At 61.0% G+C, this 15,476-nt stretch carries 12 protein-coding genes and 1 tRNA gene; 10 read left to right on the top strand and 3 right to left on the bottom strand.

All coding sequences use genetic code 11. The features are described from left to right. Window positions 1-15: 15 nt before the first annotated feature. Window positions 16-91, bottom strand: a tRNA-Lys gene (locus FHP24_RS18330). 189 nt (window positions 92-280) lie between these two features. On the opposite strand from FHP24_RS18330, the gene FHP24_RS18325 reads away from it, so the two are divergent. Both FHP24_RS18325 and FHP24_RS18320 read left to right on the top strand, forming a co-directional pair. After that, window positions 281-1,027, top strand: a complete 747-nt coding sequence (locus FHP24_RS18325) for a cytochrome c biogenesis CcdA family protein (protein ID WP_139677688.1) — start codon at window positions 281-283, stop codon at window positions 1,025-1,027. 96 nt (window positions 1,028-1,123) lie between these two features. Next, window positions 1,124-2,086 (top strand): AEC family transporter, encoded by a 963-nt coding sequence (locus tag FHP24_RS18320; protein ID WP_139677687.1) that lies wholly within the window; start codon window positions 1,124-1,126, stop codon window positions 2,084-2,086. On the opposite strand, the gene FHP24_RS18315 is transcribed toward FHP24_RS18320, so the two are convergent. After that, window positions 2,063-3,265 (bottom strand): UbiH/UbiF family hydroxylase, encoded by a 1,203-nt coding sequence (locus tag FHP24_RS18315; protein WP_139677686.1) that lies wholly within the window; start codon window positions 3,263-3,265, stop codon window positions 2,063-2,065. The two genes, FHP24_RS18320 and FHP24_RS18315, sit on opposite strands and share 24 nt — an antisense overlap. A 187-nt stretch (window positions 3,266-3,452) precedes the next feature. On the opposite strand from FHP24_RS18315, the gene pcsA reads away from it, so the two are divergent. From pcsA to FHP24_RS18275, 8 genes are all read left to right on the top strand, one after another. Continuing rightward, window positions 3,453-4,181: a phosphatidylcholine synthase gene (gene pcsA, locus FHP24_RS18310; RefSeq protein WP_139677685.1), complete on the top strand. Its 729-nt coding sequence runs from the start codon at window positions 3,453-3,455 to the stop codon at window positions 4,179-4,181. A gap of 166 nt (window positions 4,182-4,347) precedes the next feature. Then, a complete protein-coding gene (locus tag FHP24_RS18305) occupies window positions 4,348-5,922 on the top strand; it encodes an ABC transporter ATP-binding protein (protein WP_139677684.1) in 1,575 nt (524 codons plus the stop codon). Next, window positions 5,912-7,000, top strand: a complete 1,089-nt coding sequence (locus FHP24_RS18300) for an ABC transporter permease (protein ID WP_139677683.1) — start codon at window positions 5,912-5,914, stop codon at window positions 6,998-7,000. Before FHP24_RS18305 ends, FHP24_RS18300 begins: the two co-directional genes overlap by 11 nt. After that, entirely contained in the window at window positions 7,000-7,926 is a 927-nt protein-coding gene (locus FHP24_RS18295; protein ID WP_139677682.1) for an ABC transporter permease, read from the top strand. The genes FHP24_RS18300 and FHP24_RS18295 overlap by 1 nt, the downstream gene beginning before the upstream one ends. A 41-nt stretch (window positions 7,927-7,967) precedes the next feature. Next, a complete protein-coding gene (locus FHP24_RS18290) occupies window positions 7,968-9,041 on the top strand; it encodes a BMP family ABC transporter substrate-binding protein (RefSeq protein WP_139677681.1) in 1,074 nt (357 codons plus the stop codon). A 129-nt stretch (window positions 9,042-9,170) separates the two neighbouring features. Continuing rightward, window positions 9,171-10,532, top strand: coding sequence for a bifunctional UDP-N-acetylglucosamine diphosphorylase/glucosamine-1-phosphate N-acetyltransferase GlmU (glmU, locus tag FHP24_RS18285; RefSeq protein ID WP_139677680.1), 1,362 nt, complete (start codon window positions 9,171-9,173; stop codon window positions 10,530-10,532). A gap of 111 nt (window positions 10,533-10,643) precedes the next feature. Next, entirely contained in the window at window positions 10,644-12,470 is a 1,827-nt protein-coding gene (gene glmS, locus FHP24_RS18280; RefSeq protein ID WP_139677679.1) for a glutamine--fructose-6-phosphate transaminase (isomerizing), read from the top strand. A 111-nt stretch (window positions 12,471-12,581) separates the two neighbouring features. Further along, window positions 12,582-13,307, top strand: a complete 726-nt coding sequence (locus FHP24_RS18275; RefSeq protein ID WP_246091828.1) for a DUF502 domain-containing protein — start codon at window positions 12,582-12,584, stop codon at window positions 13,305-13,307. On the opposite strand, the gene recG is transcribed toward FHP24_RS18275, so the two are convergent. Then, window positions 13,304-15,409, bottom strand: coding sequence for an ATP-dependent DNA helicase RecG (recG, locus tag FHP24_RS18270; RefSeq protein ID WP_139677678.1), 2,106 nt, complete (start codon window positions 15,407-15,409; stop codon window positions 13,304-13,306). The two genes, FHP24_RS18275 and recG, sit on opposite strands and share 4 nt — an antisense overlap. Window positions 15,410-15,476: the final 67 nt, after the last annotated feature.

Raw genomic sequence — 15,476 nt, 5'->3', positions numbered from 1 at the left:
TTCTTTCGGTATATTTGGTGAGAGCGCAGGGGTTCGAACCCTGGACCTACTGATTAAAAGTCAGTTGCTCTACCGGCTGAGCTACGCTCTCTCACCGAAGCGCCTGGGCGCCTCTCGAAAGTGCGCGATACATATGCAGGTCACATCTTGCGGTCAACCCGCAAAACCATCAAAAAAAACGCAGTTCGACGCTTTTTGCTTCGGTGCATAAAAGGTGATTGGTATTAAACGGCAATCGGCGGTAGCGCCTCTGCCACGTCTGATAATCGGAGCGATCCCCGTGTCCATTGCCGAAATCTCCATTTTCACCGCACTTCTGGCGGGGACATTGTCATTTCTTTCGCCCTGTGTCCTGCCGCTTGTCCCGCCTTATCTCTGTTACATGGCCGGCATCTCCGTCGATCAGTTCCGCGACCAGTCGTTGGACAGGGCATCTCCGGCACGGGCGGCGGTGCTGCGGTCGGCATTCTTCTTCACGCTCGGCTTCGCAACCGTCTTCGTAATGCTTGGGGCGGGCGCATCGACCGTCGGCGTGCTTTTGCGCCAGCATCTGGACCTGTTGTCGAAGATCGGCGGGCTGATCATCATCGTCATGGGGCTGAATTTTCTCGGCGTGTTGCACATCGGGTTTCTCTCCCGCGAGGCGCGGTTCCAGTCTTCTGGTCGCCCGGCAACGTTGTCCGGCGCCTATCTGATGGGGCTGGCCTTCGCCTTCGGCTGGACACCCTGCATCGGCCCGGTCCTCGGCGCCATCCTCGGCGTCGCTGCGTCGCGCGAGACGGTGGGCGAGGGGGCGGCTCTGCTTGCCATCTATTCGCTCGGACTTGCCGTACCGTTCTGGATCGCAGCGGCCTTTTCAGGCGTGTTCATGCGCTTTATGACCCGTTTCCGTCGCCATCTCGGACTGGTCGAGAAGGCGATGGGCGTGTTCCTGATCGTTACCGGCCTTGCCTTCATCTTCGGCTTCGTCACCTCGGCGGCGATCTGGTTCCAGGAAACGTTTCCTATCCTGATGCAGATCGGCTGATCGATCTGGCTTTTTTCGTTTCAACGCAATTCCGGACACAAGACCGGTTCCCACTTTTGCTGGAATTGCTCCAAGCTGCGGGTCAGAAAATAGCCGATGGCCAATGTCGTTGCACTTCTCCTGCCGTTCTTCGGCTTGATCCTGATCGGATATATTGCGGCAAGAGCGACAGGACAGCCGCTCGAAGCGCTCGGCTGGCTCAACACGTTCATCATCTATGCGGCACTGCCGGCGCTTTTCTTCAAGCTGGTATCGCGCACGCCGATCGAGGAGCTGGCGCGCATCGATTTCATCCTCGGTGAGATCGGCGCGGTCTATCTTGTTTTCGCAACCGCTTTTCTGGTCGGTTATGTGCTGCGGCGCAATTCGTTCGAGGACTGCACGATCCAGGGCTTTACCGCCGGCTACGGCAATATCGGCTATATGGGGCCGGGGCTTGCGTTGCTTGCCTTCGGGGATGCGGCGGCCGTGCCTGTCGCGCTGATCGTCTGTCTGGAAAATGCCGCGCATTTCATCATGGCGCCGGCGATGATGGCGGTGGCCGGTGACGACGCGCGGCCGAAACACCAGATTGTCGGCTCTATCGTGAAGAAGGTGGCACTGCATCCGTTCATCCTGTCGACGGCACTCGGGTTCGCGTCCGCGGCTTCCGGGCTGCAAGTGCCGGTACCCGCCCTGAAGCTCGTCGATTACCTGGCACAGGCGGCGGCTCCCTGCGCGCTGTTTGCGATGGGCGTGACACTGGCATTGCGGCCAGTCAGGCGCATTCCGGCAGAGCTCGGATATCTCGCCGTCCTGAAGCTCGTTATCCTGCCGCTCAGCGTCTATGTCGTACTGTCGCTGGTGGGTGACTTCGATCCGGTGTGGATGCATGCGGCAATGCTGCTTGCGGCGCTGCCGACGGCAACCAATGTCTTCGTCATCAGCCAGCAATACGGTGTGTGGCAGGAGAGGGCGTCGGCAAGCATTCTGATCATCACGCTCGCATCGATCGTGACGCTGCCGGTTTGGCTTTACGTCATCTCCAGCGGAATTCTACCGCCGGATCTGTTTCCCTAATTCCCGAACCAAATTCTTCAGGCTGCGCCCCGGCTCAACGCCTTCCTGCATCAGCGCGTTGCGCAGCGGGGAGACGGCGTTGAGGACGTGCATGCCTGCGGCCCTCACCATCTGGACCGGAAGCAGATCGGTGAGCAGCGAGCGGTTCAGGAGGTCGACGCTGAAGGTGCGGCTCATCACGTCCGGGCGTCTGCGGCGATTGTAGCGGTCACCGGCATCCGCCGGGATCGGCCGGTCGCGCTCAGCGGACAGGAGATCCGCGAGCGTCATGCTGTCGCGCAGCGACAGGTTCAGCCCCTGGGCGCCGATCGGCGGGAAGGCATGGGCGGCCTCACCGATCAGGGCGACGCGTCCGGTGCCGAAACGCTCGGCCATCATGCTCGAGAGCGGCCAGGCCTGGGCCTTGTCTTCGACGGTCACCTTGCCGAGGATCGACTGCATGCGGGCTTCGACGGTGGTCGAAAGTTCTTCCGTCGTAAGGTTCGTCAGGCGGGTCGCTTCTTCCGGTCTGACAACCCAGACGAGGCTGGAGCGCGAACCGGGCAGGGGCACCTGGGTGAACGGACCGCTTTCGGTGTGGAATTCCGTCGAGACATTGCCGTGCGGCAACGTGTGGGCGAAATTCAGCACCACGGCGGATTGCTGGTAGGACCATTTCCGCACGTCAATGCCGGCCGCCTCGCGGGTGATCGACTTGCGGCCATCCGCGCCGATGACGAAATCGACTTCAATGACCTCGCCACCGCTGATCGAGATCGTCACCTTGTCGGTCTGGACGGCGACGCTGTCGACATTCGTCTCGATGCGGGTGAGGTTGGGTTCGGCGGCCAGAGCGTCATCGAGAACCTCGGCCAGCGCCTTGTTCGGGATGTTGTAGCCGAAAGCGGCAAGCCCGATATCGCTTGCACGGAACTGGGCCGGCGGGGCGCGCAGAAGGCGGTTGGTGCCGTCGAGGATCTGCATGACGGACAGCGCAGCAGTCGAGGGCAGGATCTTTTGCCATACGCCCAGACGTTCGAGATAACGCACCGACTGATCCATCAACGCAGTGGTGCGGCCATCGTCGTGTCGGGGGGCTGCTGCAACCAGGCAGACCTTGCGGCCCGCACGACCGAGAGCAAGAGCTGCTACCTGGCCTGCCAGGCCGCCACCGACGATCGCGATCTCGTAATGCTGCATTGTCCGCTTCCAATTCTCTGTCCGGCTCTATGTAGAGCGTCTTAGCTGTTCAATCCATGGGGTAACATTCGGCGAATCGATCACTTGCCCTAACCGGTGTAAAACCTGTGGCGAAGCTGCCGGCCGGTTGCAATATGCAGGAATTGGCCGCATATCCGAGGTCTAAAGAAAAAAGCGGGACCAGCGCGTGTTCAGACGAATTTTCAATTACCGTGCGGTGCCCTACGCGGAAATTCGCGCTTTTTCTGTCCACATCTTCACGGCATCCGGATCCTTTCTCGCCTTTCTCGGCGTGGTGGCCGCTGCAGAGCATCGGTTCGTCGACATGTTCTGGTGGCTCGGCCTGGCGCTTCTGGTCGATGGCGTGGATGGCCCGATCGCCCGCAAGCTGAAGGTGAAGGAAGTTCTGCCGAACTGGTCGGGCGACATGCTCGACAATGTCATCGACTACGTGACCTATGTTCTTTTGCCGGCATTCGCGCTCTATCAGAGCGGCATGATCGGGGAGCCATGGTCCTTCGTTGCCGCCGGCATGATCGTCGTGTCGAGTGCGATCTATTATGCCGATATGGGCATGAAGACCGACGAATATTTCTTCTCGGGTTTTCCCGTCGTCTGGAACATGGTGGTCTTCACGCTTTTCGTCATCGATGCGAGTGCGACGACGGCGATGATCGTGGTCACCGTTTCTGTGATCCTGACCTTCCTGCCGATCAGCTTCCTGCACCCGGTTCGCGTAAAGCGGTTGAGGCCGCTCAATCTTGCGGTAGGCGCTATCTGGTGCCTGCTCGGCGGCTATTCTTTGCTCCTGCATTTCGAGTCGCCCGACTGGGTCGTCTGGGGCGTGGTGATCAGCGGCATCTACCTCTATTGCATCGGGGGTGTGTTGCAGCTGTTTCCCAATCTTGGAAAATAACGCGCTGCAGCAGAGATAACGTTCTTACATATTGTGGATGTCTGCAAATCCGCTATCAATATCAAATGGCTGCGTTCTGTGGTGCGGAAGGCGGCCAATCCATTTTTAAAAAACGAAAGCAAATGCAGCGCTGCAACGGACGGCACTGCATATAAAAGGGGGTTCCGTGACGTTTTCCGAGGGCGTTGAGGCAAGCCCGCTTCTGTCTGTCCGGGGGCTGACCAAGCTCTTCGGCAGCTTCGCGGCGTGTAATGCCATCGATCTCGATATCGGCCGTGGGGAGATCCATGCGCTGCTGGGCGAAAACGGCGCCGGTAAATCGACGCTGGTGAAAATGCTCTTCGGCGTGTTGCAGCCGACGGCCGGTACAGTTTCCCTGGAAGGCAAGCCGGTGGTGATCCCGTCGCCCGGCGAGGCGCGCCGTCTTGGCGTCGGCATGGTTTTCCAGCACTTCTCGCTGTTCGAAGCGCTGACGGTGGCCGAAAATATTGCGCTGTCGCTCGATCCGCGTACGCCTCTGGCCAAGATCGCGGAAGAGACGGCGACGGTCTCGCGCGCTTACGGCCTGCCGCTCGATCCTTCGGCGCATGTCGCCGATCTTTCCGTCGGTGAGCGCCAGCGCATCGAAATCGTCCGGGCGCTGCTGCAGAACCCCAAGCTGATCATTCTTGACGAGCCGACATCCGTGCTGACACCGCAGGAAGCGGAACGGTTGTTCGAAACGCTGATGCGGCTGAAGTCTGAAGGGCGTTCGGTTCTTTATATCAGCCACCGGCTGGAAGAGGTGCAGCGTATCTGCGACCGCGCCACGGTGCTGCGCCATGGCAAGGTGACCGGCGACTGTGATCCCCGGCAGGAAACGCCTGCCTCTCTGGCACGGATGATGGTCGGCACGGACGTTGCCGAAGTCCAGCGTGCTGATGCCGGAGCATTCGGCGACGTGCTGGTCGAGGTTGCCGGTGTTTCGGTTGCGCCGCGCACGCCGTTTGCCGTCTCGCTCAAGGATATTTCGCTGAAGGTTCGTGCTGGCGAAGTGCTGGCGATTGCAGGCATTGCCGGTAACGGCCAGTCGGAACTGTTCGATGCGCTTTCGGGTGAATATCCGATTGCCGACGATAACGGCATCCAGCTTCGTGGAAAACCCGTAGGGCGGCTGCGAATCAACGGACGCCGTCTGCTCGGGGCAGGTTTCGTGCCGGAAGAACGGCATGGCCATGCGGCCGTTTCGGCGCTTTCGCTTTCGGACAATCTTCTGCTCGCCCGCAGCCGTTCCGACAAAAAAGCGTTTCTGGCTGGCGGGCCTCTGTCGATCCTTCGGCGGGATGCGATTCTTACTGCATCGCGGCGCATCTGTTCGATCATGGATGTGCGGAAAAGCGGCGACGATCCGGCTGCCGGGTCGCTGTCCGGCGGCAATCTGCAGAAATTCATCGTCGGCCGCGAACTCGACCGCCAACCGGCCGTGCTGGTCGTCAACCAGCCGACCTGGGGCGTCGATGCAGGGGCTGCGAGCCGCATCAGGCAGGCGCTTGTCGATCTTGCCAAGGCAGGCTCTGCCGTCATCGTCATCAGCCAGGACCTCGACGAGATTTTCGAGATCGCCACGACGATCTCCGTCATTTCGGACGGAAAGCTGTCCGACCCTTATCCGTCCGGGGAGCTTACGCTTGAACAGATCGGCCTGCTGATGGGCGGTATCCACGAAAACCATTCGGCAGTGGAGACCGCGCATGCGCATTGAACTGCAGAAGCGGGCGAATACGTCCACCCTCTTCTCCATCCTGTCGCCCCTGCTTGCGCTGGTGCTGACACTGGTGGCGGGCGCGATCATGTTCGGGCTGCTGGGGAAAAAACCGCTCGGGTCGCTCTATATCTATTTCGTCGAGCCGCTGCTCGATGTCTGGTCGCTGCACGAACTGGCAATCAAGGCGGCGCCGCTGATCCTGATCGCTGTCGGCCTGTCGATCTGTTTCCGTTCGAACAACTGGAATATCGGCGCAGAGGGTCAGTTCACCATCGGGGCGATCACCGGCTCGATCCTGCCGGTGCTGAACCCCGACTGGCATTCGCCGCTGATCCTGCCGCTGATGCTGGTCATGGGAATGATCGGCGGCGCGCTTTATGCGGGCATTCCGGCGCTGTTGAAGACGCGGTTCAATACCAACGAGATCCTGACCAGCCTGATGCTGGTCTATATCGCGCAGCTGTTTCTCGACTGGCTGGTGCGCGGCCCGTGGCGCGATCCGCAAGGCTACAATTTTCCGCAGACGAAAAGTTTCCAGCCGGAAGCGGTGCTGCCCGAAATCCTCGATTCGGGGCGCGCGCATCTCGGCATCATCTTCGCGCTGATCGCGGCCGTGGCACTGTGGTTCATGATGCGCTTCATGCTCAAGGGTTTCCAGGTTTCGGTGCTTGGCCAATCCGAACGGGCAGGTCGGTTCGCCGGTTTTTCGGCGCGCAACATGGTGTGGTTCTCGATGCTGCTCTCCGGTGCGCTTGCAGGGCTTGCCGGGATTTCCGAAGTGTCCGGCTCGATCGGCCATGTGCAGCCGGTGATCTCGCCGGGTTATGGATTTACCGCGATCATCGTCGCCTTTCTCGGGCGCCTCAATCCGCTCGGCATCATCGCGTCGGGTTTCGTGCTGGCGCTTACCTATCTCGGCGGCGAGGCGGCACAGCTTTCGCTCGGCATTTCCGACAAGGTGAGCCGCGTCTTCCAGGGGCTGATCCTGTTTTTCGTGCTCTCCTGCGATACGCTGATCCATTACCGGATCCGCCTGATCCTCAATCCATCCGCGGCACAGGAGGGAAAAAGCTGATGTTCGAAGCGATCCTTCTGACTGTCATCACCGCATCGACACCTCTCGTCATCGCCGCTCTCGGCGAACTGGTGACGGAGCGCTCGGGCGTGCTCAATCTCGGCGTCGAGGGAATGATGATCATGGGGGCGGTGGCCGCGTTCGCGACCGCGCAGCTCACTGGCTCACCTTATCTCGGCATCCTCGGCGGCATTGTCGGTGGCGGCCTGTTCTCGTTGCTGTTCGGGTTCCTGACGCTGACGCTCGTCGCCAACCAAGTGGCGACCGGTCTGGCGCTGACGATCCTGGGCCTAGGCCTGTCCGGCCAGCTCGGCGAATCTTTTGTCGGCATGCCGGGCGTACGCCTGCCGGCGATCGTCATTCCGCTTCTGTCCAACATCCCGTTCTTCGGGCGCGTGCTGTTCTCCCAGGACCTGATTTTCTACATGTCGATCGCGCTCGTGTTCGGCATCAGCTGGTTCCTGTTCAGGAGCCGCGCCGGGCTGAAGATGCGCGCCATTGGTGACAATCACGGTTCGGCGCATGCGCTCGGCATCAACGTCGTGCGGACGCGCTATCTGGCCGTTCTGTTCGGTGGCGCCTGCGCCGGTCTTGCCGGAGCACAGCTGTCGCTCGTCTATACGCCGCAATGGGTGGAAAACATGTCGGCCGGCCGCGGCTGGATCGCGCTGGCGCTGGTCGTGTTCGCATCCTGGCGTCCGTTGCGGTTGCTGGCGGGCGGTTATCTGTTCGGTGCCGTCGGCATCGGGCAGCTGCATGCCCAGCTGCTCGCGCAGAGCGGCGGAATCGCCATTCCGTCGCAGCTGCTTTCGGCGCTCCCTTACATCGCAACTATTGTCGTGCTGATCATCATTTCGCATAATCGTCGCACGACGCTCATCAACACGCCGGCTTCGCTCGGAAAACCATTTGTCCCCGATCGGTGACCGCGTTAACGTCAATGTCATACTCCATCAGAGGTTGGGAAATGAAGAAACTCATTATTGCGCTGGCAGCTACAGCCGCTGTGGTCGGCGGTTTCGCCGGCAGTGCGTCGGCTCAGGAAAAGAAGAAGATCTGCTTCATCTATGTCGGCTCCAAGACGGATGGCGGCTGGACCCAGGCGCACGACCTCGGGCGCCAGGCGCTGCAGAAGGCTCTCGACAGCAAGATCGAGACGCCGTTCCTCGAAAGCGTGCCGGAAGGCCCTGATGCGGAACGCGCCATCGAACGTATGGCCCGCTCCGGTTGCGCCCTGATCTACACGACGTCGTTCGGCTTCATGGATGCGACGGTCAAGGTTGCCGCCAAATTCCCGGACGTGAAGTTCGAGCACGCAACCGGCTTCAAGGCCGCTGCCAACCTTGCGACCTACAATTCCCGCTTCTATGAAGGCCGTTACATCCAGGGCCAGATCGCGGCCAAGATGTCGAAAAAGGGCGTCGCCGGCTACATCGCATCCTTCCCGATCCCGGAAGTGGTGATGGGCATCAATGCGTTCGAACTGGGTGCGAAGTCGATCAATCCCGAGTTCAAGCTGAAGGTCGTCTGGGCCAATACCTGGTTCGACCCGGGCAAGGAAGCCGACGCCGCCAAGGCACTGATCGACCAGGGCGTCGATATCCTGACGCAGCATACCGATACGACCGCTCCGATGCAGGTTGCTGCCGAGCGCGGCATCCCGGCCTTCGGCCAGGCATCCGACATGATCGCCGCTGGCCCGAAGACGCAGCTGACGGCAATCGTCGACACATGGGGCGCCTATTACATCAAGCGCACCAATGCTGTCCTCGACGGTTCGTGGAAGTCTGAACAGATCTGGGACGGCCTGAAGGACGGCATCCTGACCATGGCGCCCTATACCAACATGCCGGACGACGTGAAGGCTATGGCGGAAGAGACCGAAGCCAAGATCAAGTCGGGTGAGTTGCATCCGTTCACCGGCCCGATCAAGAAGCAGGACGGTTCGGAATGGCTGAAGGCTGGCGAGAAGGCCGAAGACGGCGTTCTGCTCGGAATGAACTTCTACATCGAAGGTGTGGACGACAAGCTGCCGAAGTAAGCCTTCTTCACTGCATGGATCGAAAGGGCGTCTTCGGGCGCCCTTTTTGTTTCCCGCCGATACAAGGCGTTTATCGCACCGCAAGATTGTTGCTGCTAAACAGCGAGCAATTGCCGAAGGAGATTCTCTATGAGCCGTTCATGCCTTGCCGTCATCCTCGCCGCCGGCGACAGCACGCGGATGAAATCGTCGATGTCGAAAGTGCTGCACCCGGTCGCCGGTCGGCCGATGATCGCGCATGTGATGGCGGCGGTGGCGTCTGCGGGGATGACCGATGCAGCGCTGGTCGTCGGACGAGATGCGGAGAAGGTCGCCAAGGCCGGTTCGCTCGACGGGATTTCGGTGCGCTCCTTCCTGCAGACCGAAAGGCTCGGCACCGGGCATGCGGTTCTGGCCGCCCGCGAAGCGATCGCCGACGGTTTCGACGACGTACTGGTCGCCTATGGCGACGTGCCGCTGATCACCGCTGCGCCGTTTGCGGCGGCGCGCGAAAAGCTGGCCGAAGGCGCTGACGTCGTCGTCATCGGTTTCCATACCGACAAGCCTTTCGGTTACGGCCGGCTGCTGGTCGAGAGCGGCGAACTCGTCGCCATCCGCGAGGAAAAGGATGCGACGGACGAGGAGCGCAAGGTCACCTGGTGCAATAGCGGGCTCATGGCGATCAATGGGAAGAAGGCGCTGTCGCTGCTCGACAAGATCGGCAACAGTAATGCCAAGGGCGAATATTACCTCACAGATCTCGTCGAGATCGCCCGTGCCGAAGGCGGCAAGGTTGTGGCCGTCGATGCGCCGGAAACCGAACTGACCGGCTGCAACAATCGCGCCGAACTGGCTTATATCGAAAAGCTGTGGCAGGAGCGCCGGCGCCATGAGCTGATGGTATCGGGCGTGTCGATCATCGCGCCGGAGACGGTGTTTCTGGCTTTCGATACACAAATCGGCCAGGACGCGCTGATCGAGCCGAATGTGGTTTTCGGCCCCGGTGTGACGATCGACAGTGGTGCGGTCATCCACGCGTTTTCGCATATCGAGGGCGCGCATGTTAGCGCCGGTGCCACGGTCGGGCCATTCGCGCGGCTGCGCCCGGGCGCGGATCTGGCGCAAGGGTCGAAGGTCGGCAATTTCTGCGAGGTGAAGAACGGCAAGGTGGGCGAGGGCGCCAAGGTCAACCACCTGACCTATATCGGCGATGCGGTGATCGGCGCCCATGCCAATATCGGCGCCGGCACGATCACCTGCAATTACGACGGAGTGAACAAGTTCGAAACCCGCATCGGGGCGAACTCTTTTGTCGGGTCCAATTCGTCGCTCGTCGCACCCGTGTCGATCGGCGATGGCGCTTATATCGCCTCCGGCAGCGTCATCACCGAAAACGTGCCGGATGATGCGCTCGCCTTCGGTCGCGCGTGGCAGGAGATAAAGCCGGAACGGGCGGTCGCGATCCGCGAACGGGCGCTGGCGATCAAGGCTGCGAAGACAGCGAAAAAATAGAAACCGCAGCGCGTTACCGCCCGATACCGAAAGTGACCTCGGCACTGATTGCCTGGCGTTCGCAATCGGGTAGGAATTCGCCCAGATTGAATCACTTTTGGAGAAGCCTGTATGTGCGGGATTGTTGGTATCGTCGGTCAAGAGCCGGTTGCGGCGCGTCTGGTGGATGCGCTGCGTAGGCTCGAATATCGCGGTTATGATTCCGCTGGTGTGGCAACGATCCACGAAGGCAAGCTCGATCGCCGCCGGGCGGAAGGCAAACTGTTCAACCTCGAAAAGAAGCTCGACGGCGAGCAGCTGCCCGGTTTGATCGGTATCGCACACACCCGCTGGGCGACCCATGGCGTGCCGAACGAGGCCAATGCCCATCCGCATTTCGTCGATGGCGTCGCCGTCGTGCATAACGGTATCATCGAGAATTTTTCCGAGCTGAAGGATGAGCTGATCGCTGACGGCGCCGTCTTTACCAGCCAGACGGATACCGAAGTCGTCGCCCATCTTCTGGCCAAATATACCCGCGAGGGTCTTGGCCATCGCGAGGCGATGCTGGCCATGCTGAACCGCGTCTCGGGCGCCTATGCGCTCGTCGTGATGTTTGAGGACGATCCGGGCACGATCCTGTCGGCCCGTTTCGGACCGCCGCTGGCGATCGGCCACGGCAAGGGTGAAATGTTTTTGGGCTCGGATGCGATCGCGCTGTCGCCGTTCACCAACGAGATTACCTATCTGGTCGATGGCGACGTGGCCATCATCAACCACAAGGGCCTCGAGGTGATGGATTACCAGGGCAAGCCGGTCACCCGCAAAAGCCAGATTTCCCAAGCGACCGCCTTCATGGTCGACAAGGGCAATCATCGCCACTTCATGGAAAAGGAAATCTACGAGCAGCCGGAGATCATCTCTCACGCGCTCGGCCATTATGTCGATTTCGCCAGCCATACGGTGAAGCCGACTGACAAGGCGATCGATTTCTCCAAGCTGTCGGGCCTTGCCATCTCCGCCTGCGGCACGGCCTATCTCGCTGGCCTCGTCGGCAAATACTGGTTCGAGCGGTATGCACGGTTGCCGGTCGAGATCGATGTCGCGTCGGAATTCCGCTACCGCGAACTGCCGCTTTCGCCGACACAGGCTGCACTGTTTATCTCGCAATCCGGCGAAACCGCCGATACGCTTGCCTCGCTGCGCTACAGCAAGGATCAGGGACTGAAGATCGGCGCCATCGTCAACGTGCGCGAATCGACGATTGCGCGGGAATCCGACGCGATCTTCCCGATCCTCGCCGGCCCGGAAATCGGGGTTGCCTCGACCAAGGCGTTTACCTGCCAGCTGGCGGTGCTTGCATCGCTGTCGATCGCCGCCGGCCGCGCGCGCGGTACCGTCTCCGAGGCGGAAGAGAAGGCGATGGTGAAACATCTGGCCGAAATGCCGCGGATCATGAGCAAGGTGCTGAACGACATCCAGCCGCAGATCGAGACGCTGTCGCGCGATCTGTCGCGTTTCAAGGACGTGCTTTATCTCGGCCGCGGCACCAGCTATCCGCTGGCCATGGAAGGCGCGCTGAAGCTCAAGGAAATCTCCTACATTCACGCCGAAGGGTATGCCGCCGGCGAACTGAAGCATGGGCCGATCGCGCTCATCGACGAACATATGCCGGTGATCGTGATTGCGCCCTATGACAGGTTCTTCGAAAAGACCGTGTCGAACATGCAGGAAGTGGCGGCCCGCGGCGGCAAGATCATTTTCATCACTGACGAGAAGGGGGCGGCCGCTTCCAAGCTCGAAACGATGGCGACGATCACGCTGCCGAATGTCGACGAAATCATCGCGCCGATGATCTTTTCGCTGCCGATCCAACTGCTCGCCTACCACACGGCGGTCTTCATGGGCACCGATGTCGATCAGCCGCGCAATCTGGCGAAGTCCGTCACAGTCGAGTGATATTTACGGCTTAGGCTTTTCCTTGCATCGCAGCATCGCATCCGGCATTGTCGCCTGTATCAGGCGACAATGCCCAAATCATTTTGGGTTCAAATTTTCTAGGAAAATCATATGACCGAGAGCCCCGAGCGCATTTCGATGGCCGGTCGGCTCAGGAATAATTTCCTTACCGGCCTGATCATTTGCGCGCCGCTGGCGATTACCGTCTGGCTGACCTTCACCTTCATCGACTGGGCCGACAGCTGGGTGACGCCCTACATTCCACAGCGTTACGACCCGCAATATTATTTCGACGTGACGATCCCGGGAACCGGGCTTCTGATCGCGGTGGTGTTCATCACCATTATCGGGTTTCTCGGCAAGAACCTGATCGGCCGGACGATCGTCAATTTCGGCGAATCGATCCTGCAGCGCATGCCACTGATCCGCAGCGTCTATAAAAGCATCAAACAAATCTTCGAGACGGTGCTGAAGGAACAGTCGACCTCGTTCAAGAAATGCGGACTTGTCGAATTTCCGGCGCCCGGTACCTGGGCTCTGGTGTTCATCGCCGGCGATGCGCAGGGCGAGATTGCGGCCAAGCTGAATACCAATGGCGAGGAAATGGTCGCGGTGTTCATGCCGCCGACGCCGGTGCCGACGGCCGGTTTTCTGATGTTCGTACCGAAGAGCAAGATCGTTTTGCTCGACATGACGCCGGAAGAGGGCGCCAAACTGCTGATCTCGGGTGGCCTGATCGCGCCGGACTACAATCCGAACGGGCCGGCCATCCCGGCACTTCCAGCGCCGCGCAAGAAGGCGGCCAAGGCCGCTAAGATTGCGTCGAAGGAGGCCTAGCCGGCCCTCAGGAACCGGATCGCCTCGTCGCGACGGTGCAGGTACAGCAGCACCCGCACCGCTTCGCCTCGTTCGCTGGTCAAATCCGGGTCACGATCCAGTAGATAGGTCGCGTCCTTGCGGGCAATCTCCAGAAGATCGGCATGGGCGGCAAGGCTGGCAATCCTGAAGCCGGGCGTTCCGGATTGGCGGGTGCCGAGCAACTCGCCTTCGCCGCGCAGTTTCAGGTCTTCTTCGGCGATCAGGAACCCATCCTCGCTGTCGCGCAGGATCGACAGCCGGGCATGGCCGGTTTCGCTGAGCGGTCCCTTGTAGAGCAGGATGCAGGTTGATGCCTCGTCGCCGCGGCCGACGCGGCCGCGCAGCTGGTGCAACTGGGCGAGGCCGAACCGTTCGGCATGTTCGATCACCATGATCGTTGCATCCGGGACATCGACGCCGACCTCGACGACGGTTGTTGCGACCAGCATGCGGATCTCGCCGGACTTGAAGGCGGCCATCACGGCGTCCTTTTCCGGACCCGCCATGCGGCCATGCACGAGGCCGACATTTTGGGCGCCGAGTTCGCGGGCGAGAACCGCGTAACGCTCTTCCGCCGACATCAGTTCGGAGACGTCGGATTCTTCCACCAGCGGGCATATCCAATAGGCTTTCTTGCCCTCGGAAATCGCACCTTTCAGGCGGGCGACGATGTCGCCGATCCGTTCGGTCGGGACGGTGACGGTCTGGATCGGTTTGCGGCCGGCGGGTTTTTCGGTGAGCTTCGAGACGTCCATGTCGCCGAAGGCGGCGAGAACCAGCGTGCGTGGGATGGGGGTCGCGGTCATCACCAGCATATGCGGCGAGATACCCTTGGCCGTCAGTCGCAGGCGCTGGTGGACGCCGAAACGATGCTGTTCGTCGACCACGGCCATCATCAGGTTCTTGTAGCTGACCGTATCCTGGAACAGCGCATGGGTGCCGATGACGATCTGCGCTTCGCCCGAGGCGATGCGTTCGACGATCGCCTCACGCTCGCGGCCCTTGGTGCGGCCGGTGAGAAGCTCGACGGTGACGCCGACGGCGCCTGCGAGCTTCGAGATGGTGGCAAAATGCTGGCGGGCGAGGATTTCGGTCGGTGCCATCAGCACCGCCTGTCCTCCGGCCTCGATGGCGGCGGCCATGGAAAGCAGCGCCACCAGCGTCTTGCCGGCGCCGACATCGCCCTGCAGCAGGCGCAACATGCGGTCTTCGCCGGCCATGTCCCTGGTGATGTCCTCGATCGCGGTCTTCTGGCTTGGTGTCAGTGAAAAGGGCAGGGCGTGGACGATCTTTGCGGCGAGATTGCCCTTTACCCGGATCGGCTGGCCCGGCACTTTGCGGATCTTCTGGCGCACCAGTGCCAGCGACACCTGACCGGCGAGGAATTCGTCATAGGCAAGCCGGCGCCGTGCAGGCGCATTGGGATCGATGTCCTTTTCGTCTTCCGGTTCGTGCAGATGCCGGAAGGCATCGTTGACCGGCGGGAAATTCTGCTTCTGAGTCAGCGCCGCATCGGCCCATTCGGGGAAATCCGGCAGGCGCTCTAAGGCGCCCTCGATGACCTTGCGCAGCGTTTTCGGCGAGAGACCTGCGGTCAGCGGATAGACCGGCTCGACCAGGGCCAGGTTCTGCGCTTCCGAGACCTTCACCATGAAATCGGGGTGGACCATGGAGGCGCGGCCGTTGAACCAGTCGACCTTGCCGCTGACCATCACCTGTTCATCGAGCGGCAAGGATTTCGCCAGCCAGTCGCCCTTGGCGCGGAAGAACGTCAGCGCCAGTTCGCCGGTCTCGTCATGCAGGAAGACGCGATAGGGCTGGTTGGTGCCGCGCGCCGGCGGCTGATGGCGATCGACACGTCCCTCGATGGTGACGATCGAGCCTTGCGGGGCGAGCGCGATGCCGGGGCGGTTGCGCCGGTCGATCAGCGAGAAGGGCGCGTGGAACAGGAGATCGACCACACGGCAGTCCTCGGCGTCCTCGCGGCCGGTCACCTTGGCGATCAGGTCGGCAATCTTCGGGCCGACACCGGGCAGCGACGAGGCGGAAGCAAACAGCGGATCGAGTATGGCAGGGCGCATGGCCGATAGATGCGATAGATTTTGCCCATTTGGCAAGGTGACGCGGGCCGAAAACAATCCTATATGA

It is taken from the genome of Aliirhizobium smilacinae (genome assembly GCF_006335145.1).
Classification (GTDB): domain Bacteria; phylum Pseudomonadota; class Alphaproteobacteria; order Rhizobiales; family Rhizobiaceae; genus Neorhizobium; species Neorhizobium smilacinae.
Note: the sequence above shows the minus strand (reverse complement) of the source record. Positions and strands in the feature narration are given on the sequence as shown.

Bases quoted from the DNA above. Each gene is read 5' to 3' on its own strand.
- FHP24_RS18300 (WP_139677683.1), top strand. From the start codon at position 5,912: ATGCGCATTGAACTGCAGAAGCGGGCGAATACGTCCACCCTCTTCTCC.
- FHP24_RS18295 (WP_139677682.1), top strand. From the start codon at position 7,000: ATGTTCGAAGCGATCCTTCTGACTGTCATCACCGCATCGACACCTCTC.
- recG (WP_139677678.1), bottom strand. From the start codon at position 15,409: ATGCGCCCTGCCATACTCGATCCGCTGTTTGCTTCCGCCTCGTCGCTG.
- glmU (WP_139677680.1), top strand. From the start codon at position 9,171: ATGAGCCGTTCATGCCTTGCCGTCATCCTCGCCGCCGGCGACAGCACG.
- FHP24_RS18275 (WP_246091828.1), top strand. From the start codon at position 12,582: ATGACCGAGAGCCCCGAGCGCATTTCGATGGCCGGTCGGCTCAGGAAT.
- FHP24_RS18315 (WP_139677686.1), bottom strand. From the start codon at position 3,265: ATGCAGCATTACGAGATCGCGATCGTCGGTGGCGGCCTGGCAGGCCAG.
- glmS (WP_139677679.1), top strand. From the start codon at position 10,644: ATGTGCGGGATTGTTGGTATCGTCGGTCAAGAGCCGGTTGCGGCGCGT.
- FHP24_RS18290 (WP_139677681.1), top strand. From the start codon at position 7,968: ATGAAGAAACTCATTATTGCGCTGGCAGCTACAGCCGCTGTGGTCGGC.
- FHP24_RS18320 (WP_139677687.1), top strand. From the start codon at position 1,124: ATGGCCAATGTCGTTGCACTTCTCCTGCCGTTCTTCGGCTTGATCCTG.